This is a genomic window from Streptomyces sp. NPDC026377 (assembly GCF_055567715.1).
In genome coordinates this window covers 589,548-607,790 of sequence record NZ_JBVHPV010000001.1, presented here as the reverse complement: position 1 = coordinate 607,790, position 18,243 = coordinate 589,548, and the positions used below count along the sequence as shown (strand labels likewise).

Annotated in this window: 18 protein-coding genes, 1 tRNA gene and 1 pseudogene; 7 read left to right on the top strand and 13 right to left on the bottom strand. The window is 71.9% G+C overall.

Annotation, left to right across the window (positions count from 1 at the left end):
* Window positions 1–228: 228 nt before the first annotated feature.
* From ACZ4MU_RS02620 to ACZ4MU_RS02605, 4 genes are all read right to left on the bottom strand, one after another.
* Window positions 229–861, bottom strand: a complete 633-nt coding sequence (locus ACZ4MU_RS02620; RefSeq protein WP_467869955.1) for a hypothetical protein — start codon at window positions 859–861, stop codon at window positions 229–231.
* Window positions 858–2,159, bottom strand: coding sequence for an MAB_1171c family putative transporter (locus ACZ4MU_RS02615; RefSeq protein WP_467869953.1), 1,302 nt, complete (start codon window positions 2,157–2,159; stop codon window positions 858–860). The genes ACZ4MU_RS02620 and ACZ4MU_RS02615 overlap by 4 nt, the downstream gene beginning before the upstream one ends.
* Before the next feature lie 125 nt (window positions 2,160–2,284).
* Window positions 2,285–2,830 carry a toxin gene (locus ACZ4MU_RS02610; RefSeq protein ID WP_467870615.1) on the bottom strand — a complete coding sequence of 182 codons (546 nt, stop codon included), beginning with the start codon at window positions 2,828–2,830 and terminating at the stop codon, window positions 2,285–2,287.
* Window positions 2,831–2,985: 155 nt separating this feature from the next.
* Window positions 2,986–3,468, bottom strand: a complete 483-nt coding sequence (locus ACZ4MU_RS02605) for a hypothetical protein (protein ID WP_467869952.1) — start codon at window positions 3,466–3,468, stop codon at window positions 2,986–2,988.
* A 447-nt stretch (window positions 3,469–3,915) separates the two neighbouring features.
* On the opposite strand from ACZ4MU_RS02605, the gene ACZ4MU_RS02600 reads away from it, so the two are divergent.
* Window positions 3,916–4,353: a pyrophosphohydrolase domain-containing protein gene (locus ACZ4MU_RS02600; RefSeq protein ID WP_467869950.1), complete on the top strand. Its 438-nt coding sequence runs from the start codon at window positions 3,916–3,918 to the stop codon at window positions 4,351–4,353.
* Window positions 4,354–4,523: 170 nt separating this feature from the next.
* Window positions 4,524–5,888 (top strand): cryptochrome/photolyase family protein, encoded by a 1,365-nt coding sequence (locus ACZ4MU_RS02595; RefSeq protein WP_467869948.1) that lies wholly within the window; start codon window positions 4,524–4,526, stop codon window positions 5,886–5,888.
* Here ACZ4MU_RS02595 and ACZ4MU_RS02590 read toward each other — a convergent pair whose 3' ends face one another.
* A complete protein-coding gene (locus ACZ4MU_RS02590) occupies window positions 5,889–6,209 on the bottom strand; it encodes a DMT family transporter (RefSeq protein WP_467869946.1) in 321 nt (106 codons plus the stop codon). It abuts the gene before it with no gap.
* A 2-nt stretch (window positions 6,210–6,211) separates the two neighbouring features.
* Complete coding sequence (locus tag ACZ4MU_RS02585; RefSeq protein ID WP_467869944.1) at window positions 6,212–6,883, bottom strand: FMN-dependent NADH-azoreductase; 672 nt, start codon at window positions 6,881–6,883, stop codon at window positions 6,212–6,214.
* Between the two features lie 133 nt (window positions 6,884–7,016).
* Here ACZ4MU_RS02585 and ACZ4MU_RS02580 point away from each other — a divergent pair, with 133 nt between their 5' ends.
* Both ACZ4MU_RS02580 and ACZ4MU_RS02575 read left to right on the top strand, forming a co-directional pair.
* Window positions 7,017–7,661, top strand: a complete 645-nt coding sequence (locus tag ACZ4MU_RS02580; protein WP_467869942.1) for a helix-turn-helix domain-containing protein — start codon at window positions 7,017–7,019, stop codon at window positions 7,659–7,661.
* Between the two features lie 217 nt (window positions 7,662–7,878).
* Window positions 7,879–10,005 (top strand): ATP-binding protein, encoded by a 2,127-nt coding sequence (locus tag ACZ4MU_RS02575; protein ID WP_467869940.1) that lies wholly within the window; start codon window positions 7,879–7,881, stop codon window positions 10,003–10,005.
* Here the strand turns inward: ACZ4MU_RS02575 and ACZ4MU_RS02570 are convergent.
* The 5 genes from ACZ4MU_RS02570 to ACZ4MU_RS02550 form a co-directional block, all read right to left on the bottom strand.
* Window positions 9,976–11,235, bottom strand: a complete 1,260-nt coding sequence (locus ACZ4MU_RS02570) for a hypothetical protein (protein ID WP_467869938.1) — start codon at window positions 11,233–11,235, stop codon at window positions 9,976–9,978. The two genes, ACZ4MU_RS02575 and ACZ4MU_RS02570, sit on opposite strands and share 30 nt — an antisense overlap.
* 601 nt (window positions 11,236–11,836) lie before the next feature.
* Entirely contained in the window at window positions 11,837–12,568 is a 732-nt protein-coding gene (locus ACZ4MU_RS02565; RefSeq protein WP_467869936.1) for an ANTAR domain-containing protein, read from the bottom strand.
* 11 nt (window positions 12,569–12,579) lie between these two features.
* On the bottom strand, window positions 12,580–13,434 hold the full coding sequence (locus tag ACZ4MU_RS02560; protein WP_467869934.1) for a GAF domain-containing protein: 855 nt from the start codon (window positions 13,432–13,434) through the stop codon (window positions 12,580–12,582).
* A gap of 10 nt (window positions 13,435–13,444) precedes the next feature.
* Window positions 13,445–15,325: a CheR family methyltransferase gene (locus ACZ4MU_RS02555; RefSeq protein WP_467869932.1), complete on the bottom strand. Its 1,881-nt coding sequence runs from the start codon at window positions 15,323–15,325 to the stop codon at window positions 13,445–13,447.
* Window positions 15,325–15,924, bottom strand: a complete 600-nt coding sequence (locus ACZ4MU_RS02550) for a chemotaxis protein CheB (RefSeq protein WP_467869930.1) — start codon at window positions 15,922–15,924, stop codon at window positions 15,325–15,327. Before ACZ4MU_RS02550 ends, ACZ4MU_RS02555 begins: the two co-directional genes overlap by 1 nt.
* A 327-nt stretch (window positions 15,925–16,251) precedes the next feature.
* Between ACZ4MU_RS02550 and ACZ4MU_RS02545 the strand changes: the two genes are divergently transcribed.
* Window positions 16,252–16,680, top strand: coding sequence for an STAS domain-containing protein (locus ACZ4MU_RS02545; RefSeq protein ID WP_467869928.1), 429 nt, complete (start codon window positions 16,252–16,254; stop codon window positions 16,678–16,680).
* A 457-nt stretch (window positions 16,681–17,137) separates the two neighbouring features.
* Here ACZ4MU_RS02545 and ACZ4MU_RS02540 read toward each other — a convergent pair whose 3' ends face one another.
* A complete protein-coding gene (locus ACZ4MU_RS02540; RefSeq protein ID WP_467869926.1) occupies window positions 17,138–17,269 on the bottom strand; it encodes a hypothetical protein in 132 nt (43 codons plus the stop codon).
* Window positions 17,270–17,277: 8 nt separating this feature from the next.
* Here ACZ4MU_RS02540 and ACZ4MU_RS02535 point away from each other — a divergent pair.
* Window positions 17,278–17,584, top strand: a pseudogene (locus tag ACZ4MU_RS02535) (tyrosine-type recombinase/integrase); the annotation flags it as partial.
* A 61-nt stretch (window positions 17,585–17,645) separates the two neighbouring features.
* Here the strand turns inward: ACZ4MU_RS02535 and ACZ4MU_RS02530 are convergent.
* A tRNA-Gly gene (locus ACZ4MU_RS02530) sits at window positions 17,646–17,719 on the bottom strand.
* Window positions 17,720–17,965: 246 nt separating this feature from the next.
* Between ACZ4MU_RS02530 and ACZ4MU_RS02525 the strand changes: the two genes are divergently transcribed.
* Entirely contained in the window at window positions 17,966–18,151 is a 186-nt protein-coding gene (locus tag ACZ4MU_RS02525) for a hypothetical protein (protein ID WP_467870663.1), read from the top strand.
* The last annotated feature ends 92 nt before the right edge of the window (window positions 18,152–18,243 follow it).

Genomic DNA, 18,243 nt, shown 5'->3' with positions numbered 1-18,243 from the left:
GCCGGTGGTGGGTTGCCCGCGCAGTTCCCCGCGCCCCTGGGTAGGGGGCTGTGGTGTCCGGTGTTCGTCTGCGGGTGGTGGTGGGTTGCCCGCGCAGTTCCCCGCGCCCCTGGGCAGTACGCCTGCACCCAACAGCGCAGCTCGGCCCCAGGCTCCCAGGGGCGCGGGGAACTGCGCGACCGGCCCCCACCAACCCGCAGACAAAGACCGGGCCAAAACGGGGTGCGGTCAGGTGAAAATGAAGGCCAGCGCCGTCGCCGCCCCCAGCCCCGCCCCCGCCACCACCTGCCCCACCGTGTGATACCGCAGAGCCACCCGCGACCAGCACACCGCGACCGTGAGGACATACCCCAGCAGCCACAACGGCTCCTGCCGCACCGCCGCGAGCAGCGCCACCACCGCCGACGCCACCGACGCGTCCACCGAGATCTTCCACACCGTGTTCACCGCGAGCAGCCCGATCGTCATCACCCACAGCGCGAGCATCGCCGCGAGGATGCCGACGGGCGCGTCCCCGAGGACCATGACCAGCGAGCCGGTGCCGATCGAGCCGAGGATGACGAAGAAGATCGGCGCCCGCTTCGTACGGTCCACCACATGCCGGTCGCCCCAGGTGCCGCGCCCGCGCTCCCACTCGATGTAGCCGGCCGGGATCAGACCCGCGCACAGCGCCCCCAGGAACCCCCAGAGCAGTCCGGTCCAGTCGCCCGCCGCCGCCAACCCGATGCCGAGCATGCCGACGAGCAGGCAGTTGCGGGGCTGGAGGACGTTGGTGACGGCCAGGGCGACGGGCCGCCGGGTCGGGTCGTCGAGACCGGCGGTGCGGCTCTCGATGGCGCTGCTCTCGGTGGTGCCGGTCACGCGGTGCTCTCCCGGGTCTCGGTCCGCGCCGACGCCAGGACCTCGCGGGCCCGGCCGTGCGGAATCGTCTGGTACGCGGCGGCCACCCGCACCAGCCAGGCGACCTCGCCGTCCTGGTCGGTGGCGTGCTGCGGCTCGATGGCGGCTGCCCGGCCGGCCGGGCAGCCGTCGGTCCTGGCGGCGAGCGCCGCCTTGATCCAGTAGGCGTCGGCCAGCGGACCGGAGGCCTCGCTCACGCCGGCCTCCTCGCTCCCGGCGCCCCCGGTCCCGGCCCTCGCCGCCCCCGCCCCGGCGGCCCGCTTCGCAGCGTCGAGGAGCTCGTCCGGCACATAGTGGCGCAGCTTCTCCACCGCGTCCGCGATGTCCGCGGCCCACCGGTCGATCCGCAGGTCGGCCGGGGTGTCGAAGCGCGTCAGCTCCCGCACCAAGGGCCGGGGCGGCTCGAACGGCTGGTCGGGGAAGGCCGTCATCAGCTCGTACCAGAGCGGGTGGAGCCGTGCCTGCGCCCGCCACAGCCGCACCCGCCGCCAGCCCTTGTGGCACGCGGGGATGGAGGCGCCCAGCGCGAAGAACGCGAACAGCACGATCTGCGAGGCCTCGGTGATCTCGTCGAAGCGCAGCGCGAACGACTTGCCCGGCCGGTCCACGACGCTCACCCACAGGAAGAGCGTCCGGCTGAGGGTGTAGGCGACGCCGATGAACATCGCGAACGTCATCATGCCGAGCCCGAGGCGCAGATGGCGCGCCTTGGCGTTGCCGGTGGCGAGCGCCCACTGGTAGGCGCAGACGGCCGAGGAAGCGCCCAAGTACAGGTAGAACACGCTCATGTAGAGCGTCGCGCCCCACTGGCCCGCGTGGTCGGAGACGAACCGGTCGGAGGGCACGGACCGGTCGACGACGGTGAAGAACAGCACGGTCAGCAGGACCAGCGTGGCCGCCGACGCCTTGGCGGCGACCCGCTGCACGGTCCGCGCGAACCGTACGTGCCGGGGGACGGCGCCCTCGTCCGGGAAGTGGCCGTAGATCGCCACGATGTAGCTGAGGATCGCCAGGATCGCGATGGTGGCGGTGTAGTGCTTGATGAGGACGGCGAGGTCGGTGACCTCACTGTCGTTGAGGGTGATCCGTACGAACCTCGTCTTGGTCCACAGGGCGACGGCGAACCCGGCGTAGCAGCCCCACAGGGCGCGTCGGCGCTTGTCCTCCTCGTCGCCCCACAGGGCTGCGGGCATACGCCACAGGGCGACGGCGGTCATCAGCGCGGCTATGAGGTAGCCGGCGAGGTCGAGGGGGCTCACGGGTTCCTTCGTGGGGGGGGGCGGGGGCGGGGAGAGCGGGACTTCCAGGGCGCCGGGCGGGCCGGTCGGGGTGGCTGGGGCCGGGCGGGGCCGATCGGGGGCCGGCCGTGGCGGCGGTCGCGGGGTCAGTCGCGGCGGAAGAAGCCCCGGCGGCGGTGGGCGACCGGCCGCGAGAGCGAGTCGGAGAGCCGTCCGACCATGTCGTCGCTGGTCACGTCCAGGGCCATCCGGGGAATGAGGGAGGCGCCGAACTCCGCGACCCGCTCGTCGTGGGTGTCGTACTGGGCACGGGCCTGGACGGTGGCGCCGGACTGCAGCATCCGGTCGACCAGGGAGCTGTCGAAGACCGGGAGCAGCGCCGCGAGCCGGTCGGCGTCGAGTGAGGTGCCGTGGTCGAACCACTCGTGGCACAGCTCGTGCAGGATGACGTGCTGGGTCTGGTAGTCGGTGGGGCGGCGCCGGTAGAGGACGAGACTGGTCCCGCCGGCCTTGAGCCGCAGTCCGCAGGCGGCGTTGACGCGCGCGAGGCGTTCGGGCAGCTCCCGCAGCACGATGGTCCGGCCCCGGGCCTTCTCCATGTTGGCGACGAGGGCGGGGATGCTGAACGGGGCGGGGATCGGCAGGTCCGCCAGCCCCGCTTCGCACTCTCTCCGCAGCTCGCGCATGGACATGTCGGCCTCTGGGTCCCTCTGGGGCGTGGTCACGCGGTCGTATGGCATGCGATGGATCGGCGCATCTTAACGAACGGGCATGAACACGGCCATGGTCAGGACCGGGTGACCGGGGGTAAGTCGTGGCTGCCGCCCAGGGCTGCCGGGGGCCGCCGCTACCGCGCGGGGCCGGTGGCGCCGGGGCCGCCCGGCTCCTGGTTCCCCGTGGCCCCCCGGCTCCCCTTCGTCTCCTTGCCCTCCTTGGTCTCCTCAAGGAGGGAGAGGGCGAACTGGAGCAGCTCGGCGGAGAGGCCCTCGTCGTCGAGCCCGCGCCCCGCGAGGCCGCTGATCTCGCCCGTACGCCGCTTGGCGAGGAACTGGAGCCCGGCCACCACGTCGTCGACGACCTCGGACTCCTCCTTGAAGAAACGCCAGTCGACTCCGAAGCCGAGCCCGAGCGCCTTGAGGATGTCCTCGGAGGGGTGGGTGACCTTGCCCGCGAGGATGTTGGAGAAGTAGCTGTGCGACAGATGCCCGCCGCGCTCCTTCACCAGGTCGGAGAACGCCCGCCCCGAGACGTTCTCGCCGGGGAAGGTCTTCTCCACCATGTAGGCGACCTTCTGCTGCAAGGTCGTCAACTCAGGCGTGCGGTCTTCCATCTGTCCCCCCACCCCGTCTGGTCGGAACTGGGCTTGCACAAACACTCTACGCCACTGTTAACTCGAAAAAACACGGGCAGGGGGCCACGAGGGGAGTCCCTTGCCCGTGTGAAGGCCACGCCATGCCCGGAACCGGGCAGAGGTGCGCACGGCCGTGCTCGGCGGTGCCCGGACAGGGATGTAGCCCTTCGCGACGGGGGATGCACGAAGGGCTACCCATACATTATGACACCGAGTCAGGCGCCAGGAACAGTCGCCCCGCCGATAGCGCGTGCGTACGTGTGTACGCGGCGGCCCTCCTCCCGGCCCCGCCGAACCGGGCAGCGGGGGACCGCGAGGCGGCCCGCACCGATAGCAGATGCACAGATCTCCTCCCTCCTGACCAGCGGGTAACGGGCGTACCGCCGGGACCGGTTGGGGTGGGCCGGGGAACGTAAAGTGGGACGGATGAGCACCCCCGTACAGCGAACCGAAGCCTCCGCTTCCTCCGTCGCGCCGAGCCCCGCGTCCCTCGTCCGGGAATTCCACACCGCCTTCGGCCTGGACGCCCGCGCCACCCCGGCCGAGGTCCCCGCGGACCTGGCCGCCCACCGCCGCGACCTCCTGGTGGAGGAGGCGGCCGAGGCGGCGGAGGTCTCGGTGGAGGGCCCCCTGGACCACCTGGCCCATGAGCTGGCGGACGTCGTGTACGTGGCGTACGGCACCGCCCTGGTCCACGGCATCGACCTCGACGCGGTCCTCGCGGAGATCCACCGCGCCAACATGACCAAGCTGGGCCCCGACGGCCGCCCCGTGCTGCGCGCCGACGGCAAGGTCCTCAAGGGCGAGCACTACCGGGCCCCGGACGTGGCGGCGGTGCTGCGCGAACAGGGGTGGCGGGGCTGAGAGCCCGCGCGGTCCGTGGCGCGGCCCGGGCCCCGGCCGCGCGCCCCCCTCGGAGCGGGACTCGCGGAGGGGGACTCGCCCTCGCGGGCGGGACTCGCGGAGGGCGGCTCGCCCGAGGCCACCGGCCGCGCTTCCCCTCCTCCCCGGCGGCGCTCGCGGAGGATGAGCGGATGACCGTCTCCGTGGTGCTCTTCACCGCCGACCTGCGGCTGCACGACAACCCCGCCCTGCACGCCGCCGTCCGCGAGGCCGACGAGGTCGTGCCGCTGTTCGTGTACGACGACGGGGTGCGCGCGGCGGGCTTCGACGCGCCCAACCGCCGGGCCTTCCTCGCCGACTGCCTCGCCGACCTGGACACCGGTCTGCGGGAGCGCGGCGGACGTCTTGTCGTGCGCTCGGGGGACGTGGTGGAGCAGGTGCGCGCCGTGGTGGCCGGGACGGGCGCGCGCCGGGTGCACCTGGCGGGCGGCCCCAGCCGGTACGCGGTGCGGCGCGAGACAGCGCTGCGCGACGCGCTGCCCGCGGGCGCGCTGGTGGTCCACGACGCGGTGGTGACGGCGCTCGCCCCCGGCGAGGTGACCCCGGCGGGCGCCGACCACTACGCCGTGTTCACCCCGTACCTGCGCCGCTGGACCCAGCAGGGCGTACGGGACGTGGTCCCGCCGCCGCGCCGGGTGCGGGTCCCCGAGGTCGCCTCGGAACCCCTGCGTCCGCGTACGGAGGTGAGCGGGACCTCGCCGGGGCTGGCCCGGGGCGGCGAGCGGGCGGGCCGCGAGCGGCTGCGGTCGTGGCTGGCGTCCGGCCTCGACGGCTACGAGGACGGCCACGACGACCTGGCGGCCGACACCACCTCCCGCCTCTCCCCGTTCCTGCACTTCGGCGCCCTGTCGGCGGCCGAGCTCGTCCACCGGGCCCGGCGCGGGTCCTCGCCGGGCTCCGAGGCGTTCGTACGGCAGCTGGCCTGGCGCGACTTCCACTACCAGGTCCTCGCGGCCCGCCCCGATGCGTCGGGCGGGGACTACCGTCCCCGGGGCGACCGCTGGCACGACGACGAACGCGAGATCGAGGCGTGGCGGGCGGGCCGCACCGGCTACCCCCTGGTCGACGCGGCAATGCGCCAGCTCGCCCACGAGGGCTGGATGCACAACCGGGGCCGGCTGCTGGCGGCGAGCTTCCTCACCAAGACCCTGTACGCCGACTGGCGCATCGGCGCCCGCCACTTCCTCGACCTCCTGGTCGACGGGGACATCGCCAACAACCAGATGAACTGGCAGTGGGCGGCCGGAACGGGGACCGACACCCGCCCCAACCGCGTCCTCAACCCCGTGACCCAGGGCAAGCGCCTCGACCCGCGCGGTACGTACGTACGCCGCTGGATCCCCGAACTCGCCGACGTGGCCGACCGGCACGTCCACGAGCCGTGGAAACTCCCTCCGGAGGCGGCGAAGGCGACGGGCTACCCGGGCCGGCTGGTCGAACTGGGGGAAGGGCGGGGGCGGTTCGAGCGGGGGCGCGGGCACGGCCGGACCGCGTGATCAGGCGGAGGCGGTCAGCCGGGCCAGCATGAGTCCCGCCACGATCAGCGCCAGGGCCGCGACCCGCCCCGGACCCAGCGGCTCGTGCCGGACCACCGCGCCCAGCACGATCGCCCCGACCGTGCCGATGCCGGTGAAGAGCGCGTACGAGAGGCCCGCGGGCAGGTCCGCCATGGCGCGGGACAGCAGGTAGACCGCGCCCACCATGAGGAGCAGGCAGAGCAGGGTCTGCGGGACCCTGGTGAACCCCTCGGTCGGTCCGATGCTCTGCGACCAGGCGACTTCGACGACCCCCGCCAGCAAAAGCCAGATCCATGGCACGGTCAGTCCTCCCGCGCGACGGTGAAGTGGGCGAGCTTCTGGGCGAGTTCACGGGCCGCGTCGGTGGCGGCGGCGCAGGACTCGCGCTGCTCGCCGAGGCGCGCGGCAAGCGCGGGGTCGACGCGCGCGTTGACCAGCTCGGCGCTGATGACCTCACCGTCCTCGACGGCGTAGTGACCGCGGAAGAAGTCGAGGAGGTAGCGGCCCTGGTGGTCGAACGGCTCGCGGGGCAGGCCGGGCCCGTAGGCGCCGCCGCGCGCCGAGGCGACGACGAACTTGCGCGGCGCGAGCACCATTTTGGGGAAGGTGACCTGGTCGATCCATGCCTTGAGGGCGGCCGGGACGCCGAAGTTGTACATCGGCGCCCCGATGAGGACGACATCGGCGGCGACCAGCTCGGCGAGCAGCGGCTCGACGACGGCCCACGCCGCCCGCTCCTCGTCGGTGCGGACGGCCTCGCCGTAGCGGTGGATGTCGGTGATGCCCTCGCGCAGGAGCGTGTCGCAGATCCGGGTCCACGCCTCCCCGATCGGCGGCACCGGCTCGGCGGCGAGGTCCCGGTAGGTCACGGCGCCCCCGCCGGCGGCCTGCCAGGTGCGGGCGAAGGTGGCGCCCAGCTGCCGGGAGAAGGAGTCGCGGCGGGCGCTGGAGTCGAGGTGGAGGAGGTGCGGCATGGGGGCTCCCGTGGCAGGTGAAGGGCGTGACGACGCCCGATGACCCATTAAGTGGACACGCCGTCCACTTAGCTTCGGTCCGGACCGTACGCCTAACTGGACGCGGTGTCCACTTCTTGCCTAGGCTGCTGCCATGAGCGAACCGCCACCGCCCCGGCCGCTGCCGCCGCTGCCGCTGCTCGCGGAGGCCGGGGCTCCCACCGCCCCGCCCGAGCGGGCGGACGCCGCCCGCAACCGGGCCCGGATCCTCGCGGCGGCCGAACGCCTCTTCTCCGAACGCGACCCCGCCTCGGTGACCATGGAGGACATCGCGAAGGCGGCCGGGGTGGGCCGCGGGACGCTCTACCGCCGCTACCCCGACCGGGCGGCGATCGCCCGGGCCCTGCTGGACGAGCACGAGCGGGCACTCCAGGAGAAACTGCTCCGCGGCGCCCCACCTCTGGGCCCCGGCCGCCCGGACGCCCCGCCCCCGGCCCCGGCCGAACGGCTGGCCGCGTTCTACACCGAGATGACCAGGCTCCTGGAGGCCCACCTCCCCCTGGCCCTGGGCGCGGAGACCGGCCCGGCCCGCTTCGCCACGGGCGCGTACGGCTTCTGGCACGCCCACATCACCCACCTGATCCACGCGTCCCGCCTCCCCGCCCCGCACCCCCAGGCAGACCACCTCCTGGCCCCCCTGACCCCCGAACTCTTCCGCCACCAACGCGAACGAGGCCTGAGCAGGGATCAGATCGCCGAGGGCCTGGGGGTGTTGGCGCGGCGGGTGCTGGGGGAGTGAACCGCTCGGGCTCTGGATGTACCGAGGCGGCGCGCGCGAACGTTCGCCTTCCGGCACATGGAGCGGTCCTTCCCTGCCACGCTTGGTCAAGTGCCGTGGCCCGGTACTCATCTGGGTGGATACGGCGTGGAGTTGGCCTGATCGGAATGTTTCCCCGCGCCGCAGGTCCAGGGTTACAGTCCGGCAGTGGCAGATCGGGAACCAGGGGAGGGCCCACGTGCTGGAGATCGTCGCGCTCAGTGCGCTGACCGCGTTCCTCACCACGGTGGGCAACGGCGCGGCCGGTGAAATGGGCAAGCAACTGCTGCTGTCGGCCGGCGCACTGGCGAGAAGAGCCACGGGACGGGAGACGCCGATGCCCACCACCAGGGAAGGCTGGGAGTCGCTCGCCGGTCACGTACACGCCCGCCTGGGTGACGATCGGCGCCAGGCAGAGGAATGGTCGCTTCTGCTGCGGAGCCTTCCGCAGTCCGACGCCCGGCTCCCCGCCGGCAGCGGGCTTCCGCCGGCCACCCGCCACTTCACCGACCGCAAAGACGTCATCAAGCAGCTGAAACGGGAAGCTGCCCGCCCGGCCGCCGGGCGTCCGCGCGTCGCGCTGCTCTACGGCCCTCCGGGAATCGGCACCAGCGCGGTGGCCTTACACCTGGGTGCTGTGTGCCGGGACCGATTTCCCGACGGGCAGTTCTACGTCGACCTTCGTGACGGATCGGGAGGGCCGGGACCGGCGCCGTCCGTGGTCCTGCTGCGGTTGCTCCGGCAGATGGGCTTGGAGGCCGAGCGGATCCCGCCCACCGAGGCGGCCCGGGAAGAGCTCTACCGGCGGCTGACGGCCGGCCGTCGGATGATCGTGGTGGTCGATCACGTGTCCTCGGTCGCTCAGGTTCGCGGTCTCGTCCCGGCCACACCGGAGGTCTTCCTGCTGGTGGTCGTGTCAGGGCCGCGGCTCGCGCTGGAGGCGGAACCCGTCCCCGTGGGCGGGCTGAGCGACCGCGATGCGCTGGAGATGATGAGGAAGATCGCGGGCCGGGAGAGGATCGCGCGTGCCAAGTCGCGGCTGCCGGGCGTATTGGCGCACTGTGCGGGCAATGCCTTCGCCGTGAGGGCGACAGCCCTGCGGTTGCTGACCGAGGACACGGAGCCGGACCATCTGGATCCCGGGCCGGGGGCCCCGGGAAGCGATCCGGTACGCGCCACGACCGAGGCCGGCTGCCGCCGGGTCCGGCCGGAGACCGCGCGTCTGTGCCGGTTGACGGCCCTGGGCGGCTGGCCATCCGTCACGCCGGCGCTCGCCGCGGCTGCCGCGGGCGTCGCCGAGGACGAAGCCGCCCGCATGTTGGCCGAAGCGGCCGACGCCCAGCTCATGGAACCCCTGCCCGACGAGCGGTACCGGTTCCGGCACGAGGTGCGGCGCCATCTGGCCGACACGGCTGGGTCGGAGCACGGGATCCCCGAGTGCTCGGCGGCGGTCGCCCGGACCCTGGACCTCCTGCTGAACCGGGCGCTGCACGCGGCACACGCGGCCCTGCCCCAGAGCTGGCGGACGGAGCCGGCACCCGAGCGGGGGGAACGGTACCGCGACGAGGCCGAGGGCGTGGCGGTGCTGACGGCCGAGGCCGGGAACCTGGTCCGTGCCGTGTTCGTCGCCCGTGAGTACGCGCACACGGGCACGGCGCTGCGGCTGGCGCGTGCGCTGTGGCCCCTCCAGCTCAAGGCGGGCCACTGGGACGACGTGTTGCCCGCACTGCGCCTCGCCGCCCGCTGCGCCGATGAGTACCGGCCGGCCTCCCGTATCGCGGGTGCGTTGCACTTCCAGCTCGCCCACTGTCTGGGCGAGCTTGGACGGTGGGACGAGGCGGACCGGGAGGCGGCCGCCGCGGCCAGGACGGAGCGCGAGGCCGGTCACCTGCTCGGTCAGGCATCGTCCGTGGAGTTGCAGGGCCTGCTCAACCTGAACCGCTGGCTGTACGAGGCGGCACACGAGCGGTTCGTCGCGGCAGACGCCCTCTACGGAGCGATCGGGCCGGAGGGCGAGGGCGCACACGACCTTCCGCGTGCCCGTGCCCTGTCCCAGCGCCACCAGGGACGGGCCCTGCGCGGAATGGGACGGCTCAGCGAGTCGCGCAGCCTGCTGGAGGCCGCCGTGGACTTCTTCGCCGAGCAGGGCGAACCGTACAACCAGGCCCGCGCTCTCACCGATCTGGCCGAGACCCTGCACGATGCGGGAGAGAACGCTGAGGCACTGACGCGGATCGCGGCCGCGGAGCGGCTGCTTCCGGCGGCCGCGATCCCCCACCTGGGCTACCTCGCGGCCCTACGGCTGCGCTGCGAGGTCGCACGGTAGGACGGGCTGGACCGCCACCGGGTGCACCCCACGGGCGACCCGTACCCGCAGGGTGGCTCCGCCGGGGGGCACCCGGCCGCCGGCGGCGAGCCACGCCGCCAGCGCGGACGCGTACGTCGCCGGATCGGCATCCGACTCTGCGGTGGCCGACAGCCGGTACACGCCGTGCTCCCGGCTGCGGACCGTGCACGTGTGCGGCCCCATCACGTACGCGGCGACCTGGCAGTGCCGATACCGGCCGAGGACCTCGGCGGTCCATGCCTGGGGGCTGCCCAGCCGGGGATCGTCCGGCCGGCCCTCCCGGGTGATCACATCGGCCGACTCCAGGACGCCGGGGTCGAGGGTGTCCTCGTGCACGGCGAGGTGCGCGATGCCGTCAGCCTCGTAGGGGTGCCCCGTGGAACGCTCGACCCTGACCACGGCCCCCTGGACCTCCGTCCGTACATGGAGGGGCGAGGTACGCAGCGGGGGATCGTACGGCGGCAGGGGCAGCGGTTCCAGCAGTGCGGGGGCCTGCGGCTCCGGAAGGTCCATCAGAGCGTAGAAGTTCCGCCGCAAGAGAGCCGCCGAGGCGCCGGGCGCCGAACTGACGAACTCGGCCGGCCCGGCGAGCGGTCGGTGGGCCGCGACCACCTCCTCCACCTGCTTGTGCAGGTCACGGTGCGGATCGAGCCGGGGTGCGTCCCGCACGAAGGACGCGAGCGGTGCCTCCTGGTCCAATCGGTCCCGCCCGGTGGCCGCCAGCATCACAGGGGTGCCGAGGGCCGCCGCGTAGTAGGAGACCGCGCCGAAGTCGCCCAGGACGACGTCGGCGGCCAGCAGGGCCTGCCGCCAGGCATGCACGGGGTCGATCAAGGTCAGTCCGTTCCGGCGTGCCTGGTCCAGCCAGGCACGGACCTGGCCGGGCCCGTGCCCGTACCAGACGTTCGGGTGCAGGATGGCGGTCAGCCGGTAGTCGTCGGCGGGCAACTCGGCAGTGAGCCGGGGCAGCAGGCCCGGCAGGACGTCCTCACCGCCGCCGCTCCCGAAGAACCCTTCCGGATTCCACGTGGAACTCAGCACCACCAGGCGTTGCCCGCGGCGTACTCCGAGGGCACGACGGAATCGCTCACGGTGCCGCCGTGCGGCCAGCATCCGGTCGTAGCAGGGGTCCCCGGCCAGCACCGCCGCTTCTTCGGCTTCCGGGCAGGCGTGGCGCAACCGCGCCAGCTGCTCGGGGTGGGAAAGCACGAGACCGTCCACGAACGGTTTGCCGTCATGGAGGAGCCAGTCCGCCGACAGACCGAAGGTCGGCTCCCGGCTCCCGGCTCCCGGCTCCCGGCTCCCGGCTCCCGGCTCCCGGCCTTGCCAGCTTCTTAGTGTATCCAACACCATGTGACAGAATACACAATTTGCCCTGAATGGTATGAAGTTCTCCACCGAAGCTGGCCGACACCGCGAGGTCGACCGGCAATGACCGGGCCTGCTCCCAAGGCACCACGGGCAGTTCCCAGTCGGCGAACAGCTCTTGGAGACCCGACCGGAAGGCGGAAGACCCGGTGGAGGTCACCAGCATCTGTACGCGGAAGTCATCGCGGAACAGCGGGAGAACGTCCAGGAGTCGTCCGGCGGAAGTGACGTTGTGCGCCACCAGCAACACCTTGCGAGGTGTAGTCCGACTGCTCCATCGGTGGGAGCCCTCCCCCACTGGCACCCGTATCGGCAAGGGATCAGCAACCCCCACTCGTCCCCTCCCACTGGCTGCGCAGCGTCCCCGCTGTCTCGGGTCACCCTAGCCACCAGCGGCCGGCGGTGTGTCCGGGTGCGAGGAGGCGGGGCCGCGGCGCCGGGTTCACCGGTCGGTGAGACCGGGATCCGCGCGGCCCTCGGTCACTTCGAGGGCCACGTCCCTCAGCGACCGCTGGCGTGAACGGGCGTGCTTGCGCAGGAGTTCGAAGGCTTGGTTCAGGGGAACCGCCCGGCGGGCCGCGATCACGCCCTTGGCCTGTTCGATGACCACGCGGCTGGCCAGCGCCTGTTCCAGCTGAGCGGCGAGCGTACGGCTGCGGTCGGCCTCGCGGGCGCGTTCCATGATGACGGCGGTGAAGTCCGCGAGCGACCGGCTGAGAACCAGGGTCGCGGGAGGGAAGGCGTGCTGTGCACCGGACAGCAGGGTGAGCACGCCCCGCGTCACGGAGTGTTCGCGCAGGGGGAGGGCCACGACGTGGGTGTAGCCCAGCCGCAGCGCCCGTGGGGTGTAGTGCGGCCACCGCTGCCTGGCGGGATGGCCGGTGAGAGCCGCCTGGGACCAGGGACCGGCGTCGGCCCGGTGGCAGTCGTGACCGGGGCCCTCCCGCCACCCGATGGCCTCGTGTTCCAGGCGGGACACCTGAGGGTCGGAGCCGGCCGCGCGCGCCGCGTCGTAGTCCCCCGGGGCGAACACCACCGTCGCGGCGCGGATGTTGAGCACGGCCGGGGCACGGCGGGCCAGGACGTTCAGCGGCCCTGGCATGCCCGACGAACCGTTCGCCGTGCTGTCGGCCAGCGCCACGAACGCGTCGGCGAGCCGCTGTTCGGGTGTCATGACACCTCTTCTCAGATGAGTTTCCGGTCTCCGTGTACGACCTGCCGGGCCACGGTGTCGCAGGAGACCTCTTCGGCGAACGCCCGGGCCTTGATGAGCGCCAGCGCGTCCGAGACGGAGCAGCCGGCGCCCGCGGCCACCATGCCGGCCGCCTGGTGCACGGTGGCCCGGATGTCCGTCCCGCCGTAGAGGTGGGGGTCGGCGTCGGGGTCCAGCAGCACGATGTGGGTGAGGGCCTCGGCGACCTCGGCGAGCTGAGCGGTCGCGGTGTCGGCGGGCCGGGTGCCGAAGACCGTCAACGCGCCGATGCAGCTGCGCTGCGCCCGCAGCGGTACGGCGGCCACCGAGGCGATGCCCAGTGAGAGCAGGGAAGGCCCGCACCACGGCCAGCGCGCCTCGATCTCGGGCCCGGACACCCGCACAGGGCGCTGTCCCGCCGCCGCTTCCCGGCCCGGACCCTCGCCCAGGACGTACTCCAGGTCCTGGGCCAGACCGGCCAGTTGGTCCGACGCGGCGAACGCGAGCTGGTTCTGCTCGGCGTCGAGCAGGGCGACGGCCGCGCTCGCGGTACCGCACGTCTCCGCGACCACCGTCATGAACCGCGGCCGGGCGCTCTGCCCTTCGGACCAAGCCGCGGCGCGCAGGGCGAAGCCGTCCTGGAGGCGGGCCGAGGCGCGATGGCTTTCGGCGGTCCTGCGATGTGTCTTCGCGATCTGGGCGTGGAACTCCTGGCCGGGCCGCGTGGCCAGGAACTCGTGCCGCTCGGCGATCGCGTCCGCCCGGTCCGCCCGGTCCCGGGCCAGCGCGGCGCGCTGCCGGGCCACCTCTGTCAGACCGAAGTTCTCCCCACGCCCCTGAGGGTCCATGAGTACGACGCTACGCCGCCGGGGGTCGGGGGGAGGTGTGGTTTCGGCTCTCTTCCATCATCAGGACGACGCCGCCGTGGTTCCCGCCGAACGGGGAGCAGAACACGTCGCAGGTGATGGGGCGGCCGATGCGGCTCAGCGCCCCCAGGCCGATCGGGCCGGAGCGTTCGCGGGTCTCCATGCACCGCTCCACGACGGGCCGCAGCTCCTCGGTGGGCAGGCCGAAGTCCAGGTCGAAGAAGGGCCGGTCCAGCACCTCGTCGGCGCGCAGTCCCCACAGGTCGACGGCGCCCCGGTTCCAGCTCTTGACCTTCAGGTCCTTGCCCAGGACCACGACACCCGCCGCGATGCTCGTGAGGACCGCTTCCAGGAACGATCTGGCTTCGTCCAGTTCGTCGGTGCGGATGCGCATTTCCTCGTTCATCGTCTCCAGTTCCTCGTTGCCGGACTGGAGTTCCTCGTTGGTGGTCTCCAGCTCCTCGTTGGTGGACTGGAGTTCTTCGTTGGTGGTCTCCAGTTCCTCGATGCTGGACTGGAGTTCCTCGTTGGTGGTCTCCAGCTCCTCGTTGGTGGACTGGAGCTCCTCGTACGCCGTCTCCAGCTCCTCCCGGACCCGTTTGACCTCGGCCTTCAGCCGCGTGGCGACCGTGACGTCGGTGAACGAGATCACGGTGGCGACGTGCAGCCCGCTGGGTCCGGAAAGTGGCTGGATGAGGATGTCGCAGTACTGGACGTCCTCGGCCCCCCGGCGCTCGACGCGGTTGACCCGCAGGGTCCGGCGCTCGTGCGTGGACTGGTCGATCAGGGACCGGAGCTCGACCGGCCGGTAGGAGACCTCCAGGTCCTGGAAGGGGCGGCCGATGTCGCTGGTGGTGAGGCCGAGCTGGATCCTCGCCTGGCTGTTGACCGCGACGACGGTTCCGTCGCCGTCGAGGGCGATCAGCGGGGTGGGTCCGGCGTCGAGCACCAGGTCGCGCAGCTGGCGGGTGCGCGCCACCGAGTGCACCTCGCCGCCCGTGGCGGCCCTGATCTTCAGGGGGGCCGGGTGGTAGGCCGGTCCCTTGCTGCCGGCCCGGCGCCGGAAGACGCGCTGGCGCATGTTCAGCACTTCGAACCGCTCGCCGTCGTTCAGCAGCATCTCGGCCTTGCCGAGGAAGAGGAACCCGCCGGGGCGCAGGGCGAAGTGGAAGCGGTCGATGATCTGTCTCTGGGCCTCGACGTTGAAGTACATCATCGTGTTCCGGCACACGAGCAGGTCGAGCCGGGAGATCGGGGCGTCACGGGTGATGTCGTGGCGCCCGAAGATGACCCGGCGGCGCAGGTCGAGGCGGAAGCTGAACTGCGCGCCGTTCTGCTCGAAGTACGTGTCCCGCAGGTCCGAGGGGAGCGACTCCAGTGCCTTCGCCGTGTACAGCCCGGAACGGGCCTCGCGCAGTGCCTCCTCGTCGACGTCCGTGGCGTAGATCTTGACCCGGCGCAGACACTCCTCGATGCCCAGCGCCTCCGAGAACATCATGGCCAGCGAGTAGGCCTCCTCGCCGCTGGAGCAGCCCGCGCTCCACACCCTGATCTCCTGATCCGGGTCGAGTGTCTCCAGCAGCTCGGGGACGACCTCGTGCTGGAGGAGGGTCCACGCCTCCGGGTCGCGGAGGAAGGAGGTGACGTTGATCAGGATGGTGTTGAACAGGGCGCTGAACTCGTCCGCGTCGGTCTCCAGGAGATCCTGGTAGTCCGGATAGGAGCGGATGCCGACGTCGGTCATCCGCTTGTGGATGCGCCGGGCCAGCGTCGAGCGCTTGTAGCCGGTGAAGTCGAAACCGCGGGCGTCCCGGATGAAGGTGAGCAGCTCCTCCAGTGCCTCGTCGTCCTCAGCGTCCTGCGGTCCGCCCATCACTGCCTCTCGGGCTCGACAAGTCCGCGTACGACCGCGGCGATCTCCTCAAGAGGTAGCACGAAGTCGACCGCCCCCGTGTCCACGGCCGACTGGGGCATCCCGGCGAACTCCGCGGTCTTCGGGTCCTGGGCGATCACCGTGCCGCCGTGCGCCCGCACGGCGTCGACTCCGGTGGCTCCGTCCCGGCCCGTCCCGGTGAGTACGCAGGCGATCGCGGCCGGACCGTAGGCGCGGGCGACCGACTCGAAGAGAAGGTCGGCGGAGGGACGGACGAAGTGGACGGGGTCGGCGGTGGACAGGCTCAGGAACCCTTCGGAGTCGACGAGGAGGTGCTGGCCGGGAGGGGCGATGTACACGGTGCCGGGCCGCACGCGCTCCCGGGCCTCCGCGATCTTGACCACAAGCCCGGTCCGGCGGGCGAGGACCTGGTCGAGCACCGTCCGGTGGCGTGGGTCCAGGTGCTGGACCAGGAGCACGGGCACCGGCAGCTCGGGGCCCAGGGCGCCGAGCACCGCGCTCAGTGCTTGGATGCCGCCCGCGGACGATGCGACGGCGAAGACGCCGTAATGATCTGCGGATGAACGTTCGCGCGTCACATCACGAGCGTAACGGAACCGGCCCGGTGGGTGAGGAGCCGAAGCGGCCGATGGACGCCCGTGCTGACGTCCGGTGGCTCGGAGGATGACCGCCTGATCCAGATGCACCCTCGGGGTGACTCATCAAGCTTATTCGCAGATATACACCCGAACGGGTGCATATCTTTCGAGGCGAACCGTTTCTGTTCGAGAGGGCAGCCTGTTTCCGGCCCAGGGCGGCCTAGAGTCACCCCGTCGCCACCCGTGCTCCCGGTGGCCGAGGACCTCCACTGACGCCCGCTTCGCTGTCGAGGCGGGCATCTCGCGAACCCCCACGGAGATGGCGCGATGCCCCGGGAGCCCGTTCCTTCTGTCAACTGCTCTGTCCACCAGCTTTCTGTCCCCCAGCTTTCCGTCCCGCAGCCTTCTGTCCGCCAGATCCGCGTCCGCGAGACGGAAGGGCGGACCGTCGTCGAACTGCTCGGCGAGATCGACATGGCCGTCGTCCTCGGCATCACCGCCGAGATGGACGTCCTGACGGACCGTCCGCATGCCGCCATCGTTGTCGATCTCGGCTCCGTCGAGTTTCTGGACTGCTCCGGGCTGGGGATGCTGTGCCGTGCACGGCGACGCGTCGAGCAGCGGGGCGGCCGTCTGACACTTCTCCGCCCCGGTCCCGTCGTCCGCCAGATGCTCCGGATTCTGGGGCTCGACCAGGTCTTCGCTGTGGTGGGCACCCTGGAGGGGGCGCTCGGCCGCCGCACGTCCGCGAGTTGAGGCCGGATCCGCGCGGCCGCTGCTTCCCGACGGGCAGTTTGATGATTCGGCTGATTAGTGTCCTGTTGCCAGCGGGCAACCCACCCTAGGCTGCTGGTCGAGGAACTTCCCGCCCACCGAATCAGCGGCAGCAGTGCCGGCCTGTGCGGTGGACGGTTTCCGACCCCGTGCCCCCGGGTCGGGAGAGACACATTCTTCCAGTGGCCGGAAGCACGTCCCGCAACGGACGTGAACGGACTCCGGCCCGCGTCCTCCCGGTCTCTTCGAGTTGGGGCCACACTCCCGCGATGCCCCACTGGCTGCGAGGACGATCCGCGCGCGCGGATCCCGTGATGAGGGGGGCTGTTCCGCGCGCCGGCGGCCGTCGCCGTCGCCGATGAAAGGGCGACGGCGACGGCCGCCGACAAAGCCTCCCCCGAACGGTTGATGGGCCGGACCGGCTCAAGCGTTCGGCGGGTCAGGCGATCGGGATCAGCACCTGTTCGGGGCTGGCGGGGCACACCCCGGAGAAGGCCATGCGGTCCTGGTAGTCCACCGCGTCCCACGCCGCGCGGCACCGGGGGGTTTCGCGGTACTCGCCCCCTTCCATCTCACTGAGATGCTGGAAAGCCGAGAGAGGGGTCTCCTGTGGTCCGGCGGCACGGCTCGTGCCAGGTCGGGTTTCTGGCCGACTTCCGGTTCTACGATCTCTGCCACACCGGGCACACTCTCTCGACCCAGTCCGGGGCGTCGCTGAAGGGCGGTGCGTGCTGGGCAGTCCTCCGAGCGGGCCGCGCTGATCTACCAGCACTCGGCGTTGGAGCGTCAGCGGGAGGTGGCGGCGGGGATGGATGCCCGGACCCGTGCCGAGCGGGCCAAGGCTGCCGCGTCGGATGATCGAGCATCTGGTGCGGATCTGGTGCAGGAAGCCCTGATGTGGTCCAGACAACAAACAAGGCCCCGGTCACCGACCAGGGCCTTTGTCATGGAGCGAGTGACGGGAATCGAACCCGCGCTCTGAGCTTGGGAAGCTCATGTTCTACCATTAAACTACACTCGCGCAACGCTCCCCCGAAGGGGCTCGCATCGTTGCTCACCTTACCCCATCCCCGCCCCCAGGCGTATCCGCCCGGGGGCTTCTCGCATTCGGTGTGGCGGGATCCGGGTGTGGGGGGCCGGAGTTGGGGCGTACGGTGCTGGGTGGTCGTTTGGGTGGCGGCGGTGTCGGAGTGCCGCTGGGAGTGGCGTCCTGTTCATCCCTTAATGTGGTGGTTCCTCCGTCCATGCTTGTTGTTGGGGAAGGGACTTGAGCCACTTGATGGACTCGCTGGAGCGCACCGTCGTCCGCTGTGCCGAGGGGCACGTCTTCACCACCGATATGTTCCCGATGCAGCAGTTGGGGACCGAGCGGATCGGCCCCGGGCGGCTGCTGCGGTGCCCCCGCTGCGCCCGGCTGCGGCACGCCGTCCCCGTGGCGGGCGGGCAGAGGTAGGCCCCGCCCGCTTGCCGGGGTCGCCCGCCAGGCGGACCGCCCCCTTCCCGCCCCCCCCCGTGGCGCGCGCGGGTCTGTCCGATTACGGCAGG